A 4359-nucleotide genomic window follows, 5' to 3' on the forward strand; every position below is an offset into this window, starting at 1 on the left:
TTATGGCCAGGGTTGATCGGGGCACCGCATGTTCACCGGGCTGGTGCAGGCCGTCGGGCAGTTGCAGCGTTGGAGCGGTGGCGTGGAACTGCTGGTGTCGGCTGAGTCGGGGCTCGATCCAACCGCCCTGGCCCTCGGCGACAGCGTGGCCGTGGATGGGGTGTGCCTCACGGTGACCCAGCGCTCAGCCCACGGCTTCAAGGCGGATGTGAGTGAAGAAACGCTGGCTCGCACTACCCTCGCCGCCAAGGCCGATCGCCGCGGCTGGGTGAATCTCGAGCCCGCCCTGCGCCTGGCCGACCGGCTTGGTGGTCATTTGGTGAGTGGGCACGTGGATGGGCAGGGCACCGTGGTGGCCGTGGAGCAGCAACCGGCCTCCTGGCGGCTGGTGCTGCGCTGGAACAATCCCGCCTACGGGCGCTACGTGTGTGAGAAGGCCAGCGTGGCCGTCGATGGCATCAGCCTGACCGTGGCTGATTGCAGCGCCGATGGGGCGGAGTTCTGGATCGCGGTGATCCCCCACACCTGGAGCTCCACCACCCTGCAGCAGTTGCGGGTGGGTGATGCGGTGAATCTCGAGGCTGATCTGCTGGCGAAATACACCGAACGGCTCCTGGCCTGGCGCGCTCAGCCTGGGGCGGCGTCTGGTTCTGGCCGTTCCGAGGGCACCATCACCCCTGGCTGGCTGGCGGAACACGGCTGGGGCTGAGGTTTGCAGCTAGCGGCCACAGCTGACGTTCTTCGGTGCCATGTCTACCGTCCGGTAGCCGATCTTTCTCTATGGCTTCCGACAAACCGGAGCTCGATCTGAGTTCCCTGCGCAGCTTCACCATCGCCGAAGGCATCCTGCTGCTGGTGCTTGGCGTGTTGGCCTTGCTATTCCCCGTGATCGCTTCTGCCTGGGTCACGGTGATCGTGGCGCTGGCCTTTCTGGTGGGGGGCATCTTCGGCTGGATCAACAGCCTTAACCGCTCACGTCGCCTGAGCCGCTGGCATTGCTTCTGGCGCTTGGTGGTGTCCACGTTGTTCCTGGTCACCGGCGCCTGGATCATTCAGCAATTCAGTGCCGGCATCGTGCCGGCGGCCGCCCAGGTGGCTGCTCTGGCCTTTGCCATCGGCATCGTGTTCCTGGTGGAAGGCGTGGTGGCTGCGATCGTGGCGCTCTCACACCGGGAGATGTCCGGTTGGGGTTGGGGCCTGGCCAACGGCATTGTGACCTTCATCCTCGGTCTGATCATCGTGTCGATGAAGGCCGGCGGTCTGCTGAGCGTGCTCGGGATCCTGGTGGGCATCAGCTTCCTGTTCAGCGGCATTGATCTGCTGGTGTTCAGCGCCGCCTTCCACGGCCCCGATGATCGGGGCGGGCCAGCTCAGCCGGCCTGATCGGCTGGGCTGATCTCGCCGCTGCTGCCCTCGTTGCCTTCATCGAGGGGTAGTAGCCAGATGGAGCCGGTTTCCTGGTGAATTTCGATCTTGAATTCCTGGCCCGGCTCCAGCCCCATCCGCTTTGTGTAGGCATGGCCGATCAGCAGGTTGCCGTTGCCGTGCACCCGGGTGCGGAATTCGGCCTGACGGCCGCGCGCGCCGCCTCCACCACCACCGCCACTGCTCGCGTGGCTGGGCAGTTTGTAGCCCTTGGCCTCCACGAGAGCCCGGTAGAAACTCTTCTTCAGCAGCCTGCCGCTCGGCCCCACATAGCCGCAGGCCCGTGCGATCTGATCTTCCGGGCGATTGCTCAGCGCGCGTGCTTTGTCGAGCAGTGCCTTGCCTTCCAGCATCTGCACGGGCGTGCTCACTTTCTCTTCAACGAACACCGGCGGGGCTGAGAACTGGTGGCCCGATTGTGCCGATCAACTGCAATCACCCGCAAGGGCAACAGCAGCGAAAGTGTTCAAAGCAGATAAAGCAGTCCGTAGAGGATCACCCAGATCCCATCCACAAAATGCCAATAGAGCTCAACGGCCTCTAAGGGGAACTGATTGTCGATGCTGATCCGGCCACCTTCGCGGCTTTGCCACCACACGATCAGGATCATCAGCCCGCCCAGCGTTACGTGCAGGCCGTGGAAGCCGGTGATGGCATAAAAGGTGCTGGCGAACAGGTTGTCGGTGAGGCCGAAGGGCAGGGAGAAGTACTCCTTCATCTGGCCCGCCAGGAAGCTGAAGCCCAGGGCAGCCGTGACCAGCAACCAGCGCTGACAGAGCGGGTGGTTGCCGCGCCGCAGGGCAGCTCCAGCCCGGTGAAAGGTGAAGCTGCTCACCAGCAGCAGCAGCGTGTTCACCGTGGGGAGCAGCAGCTCCAGTTCGTAGTTGTGGCCGGAGGGCAATGGGTTCACCGCCCGGAAGGTGAGGTAGGCGGCAAAGAATCCTGCGAAGGTCATCCCGTCTGCCACCAGGAAGGTGGCTAGGCCAAAGATGCGGTGGTCGCCATGGCCTTTGGCGTGGGCCTCCTCGCCGGCGTGTTGAGACAGGCTCTCGCTTTGGAGGCTGGTCATCGCTGATCTCCCTGGCCGAGGTTCCACAGATCGCGGCCACTGCTGGCCTCCAGGCTCAGCTGGCCGGGAGTGACGCCATAGCCATACGGCTCATGCACCAGTGGCGGCTCGCCATGCCAGTTCTCCACCGGCGGCGGTGAACTGGTGAGCCATTCGGGGGTGAGGGCGTTCCAGGGGTTGTCGCCGGCGGGGGCGCCGTTGAAGGCGCTCATCACCACGTTGATCAGGAAGGGGAACGTGCTGATTGCCATCAGCAGGGCACCGGCACTGCTGAATTGATTGATCAGGGTGAATTGGGGGTCGTATTCGGCCACGCGGCGCGGCATGCCGTTCAGGCCAAGCCAGTGCTGCGGCGCGAAGCAGAGGTTGAAGCCCACAAACGTGAGCCAGAAGTGCAGCTGCCCCAGCGGTTCGTTCAGCATCCGGCCGGTCACCTTCGGATACCAGTGGTAAATGGAGGCGAAGATCACAAACACCGTTCCCCCATAGACGATGTAGTGGAAATGGCCCACCACGAAGTAGGTGTCATGCACGTGGATGTCGAACGGCACCTGGGCCAGAGCCACGCCGGTGATACCGCCGAACACGAAGTTCACAATGAAGCCGCAGCAGAACAGCATGGCGGTGTTCAGGCTGATCTTTCCGCCCCAGAGCGTGGCTAACCAGTTGAAGAATTTGATCCCCGTTGGAACGGCGATGAAGGCCGTGGCAATGGTGAAGAACAGGCGCATCCAGGGAGGTGTGCCACTGGTGAACATGTGGTGGGCCCATACAATCAGGCCCAGAAACACAATCGCCATGATCGAATACACCATGGTGGTGTAGCCGAATAAGGGCTTGCGGGCGTGCACCGGCAGGATTTCACTCACCAGCCCAAAAGCCGGCAGCACCATGATGTACACCGCTGGGTGTGAGTAAAACCAGAACAGATGTTGATACACCACGGCATTGCCGCCCAGGGCCGGATTGAAGAAGCCGGTGTGGGCAATGATGTCGAAGCTGAGCAGCACCAAGGTGCCGGCCAGAACGGGTGTGGAGAGCACCACCAAGATGCTGGTGCCAAGCATGGCCCAGCAATACATCGGCAGTTGCATCAAGCCCAGGCCAGGGCGGCGCAGTTTCAGGATCGTGGCGATGAAATTGATGCCGCCAAAGATGGAGCTGCCCCCCAGCAGCAACACACTCAGAATCCAAATGATCTGCCCGGTGGCGGGGGTTGTGATGCTTAAGGGCGGATAGGCGGTCCAGCCGGATTGGGCTGCACCGGTTACGAAATAGCTGCTGATCAGCAGGATGCCGGCAGGTGGAATCAGCCAGAAGGCCACGGCATTGAGCCGCGGGAAGGCCATGTCACGCGCACCCACATAAAAAGGAATCAGATAGTTGCCGAAGCCACCATTCACCACTGGCACGATCCAGAGGAAAATCATCACCGTGCCGTGCAAGGTGAGCACTTCGTTGTAGGTCTCCCGCGGCAGAAAATCCGACAGAGGCGTGACGAGCTCGGTGCGGATCGCTCCGGCGAGGGCGCCACCAATCAGATAGAAGAGGAATCCGCACACGATGTACTGCAGGCCGATCACTTTGTGATCGGTGCTGAAGCTCAGGTAACGCAGCCAGCCTTGTGGCTGCAGCGATTCGGAGGGGTGGAGGCTGAGGGTCATGACTGCACCGCGGCGGGGGACTCAGCAGGGGGATTGGGGCTGTTCTTGGCGACCCAGGCAGCGAAGTTTTCGGGCTCCTCCACGATCACTGTGGAGCGCATGCCACCGTGATAGGGCCCGCACAGCTCGGCGCACACAATCGGGTATTGGCCTGCTCGGGTGGGGGTGAAACTCAGCAGGGTGGGTTGTCCGGGGATCACA

5 protein-coding genes and 1 pseudogene are annotated in these 4359 nt (G+C 62.4%); 2 read left to right on the forward strand and 4 right to left on the reverse strand.

Translation table 11 applies throughout. The annotated features are described in order from the left end of the window. Positions 1–28: 28 nt before the first annotated feature. Positions 29–709 (forward strand): riboflavin synthase, encoded by a 681-nt coding sequence (locus tag ACIQ2E_RS12815; protein WP_398331198.1) that lies wholly within the window; start codon positions 29–31, stop codon positions 707–709. A 71-nt stretch (positions 710–780) separates the two neighbouring features. Next, complete coding sequence (locus ACIQ2E_RS12820; RefSeq protein WP_398331201.1) at positions 781–1383, forward strand: HdeD family acid-resistance protein; 603 nt, start codon at positions 781–783, stop codon at positions 1381–1383. On the opposite strand, the gene ACIQ2E_RS12825 is transcribed toward ACIQ2E_RS12820, so the two are convergent. The 4 genes and pseudogenes from ACIQ2E_RS12825 to ACIQ2E_RS12840 form a co-directional block, all read right to left on the reverse strand. Then, positions 1371–1778, reverse strand: a complete 408-nt coding sequence (locus ACIQ2E_RS12825; RefSeq protein ID WP_398331210.1) for an AbrB family transcriptional regulator — start codon at positions 1776–1778, stop codon at positions 1371–1373. The genes ACIQ2E_RS12820 and ACIQ2E_RS12825 overlap by 13 nt on opposite strands. Before the next feature lie 113 nt (positions 1779–1891). Beyond that, positions 1892–2494 (reverse strand): heme-copper oxidase subunit III, encoded by a 603-nt coding sequence (locus ACIQ2E_RS12830; protein WP_398331204.1) that lies wholly within the window; start codon positions 2492–2494, stop codon positions 1892–1894. After that, positions 2491–4158, reverse strand: a complete 1668-nt coding sequence (gene ctaD, locus ACIQ2E_RS12835; RefSeq protein WP_398331207.1) for a cytochrome c oxidase subunit I — start codon at positions 4156–4158, stop codon at positions 2491–2493. Before ctaD ends, ACIQ2E_RS12830 begins: the two co-directional genes overlap by 4 nt. Beyond that, positions 4155–4359, reverse strand: a pseudogene (locus ACIQ2E_RS12840) (cytochrome C oxidase subunit II); the annotation flags it as partial. The gene ctaD and the pseudogene ACIQ2E_RS12840, both read right to left, overlap by 4 nt.

Origin of the sequence: Vulcanococcus sp., assembly GCF_044369115.1 — a bacterium.
In the GTDB taxonomy this organism is placed as follows: Bacteria; Cyanobacteriota; Cyanobacteriia; order PCC-6307; family Cyanobiaceae; genus Vulcanococcus.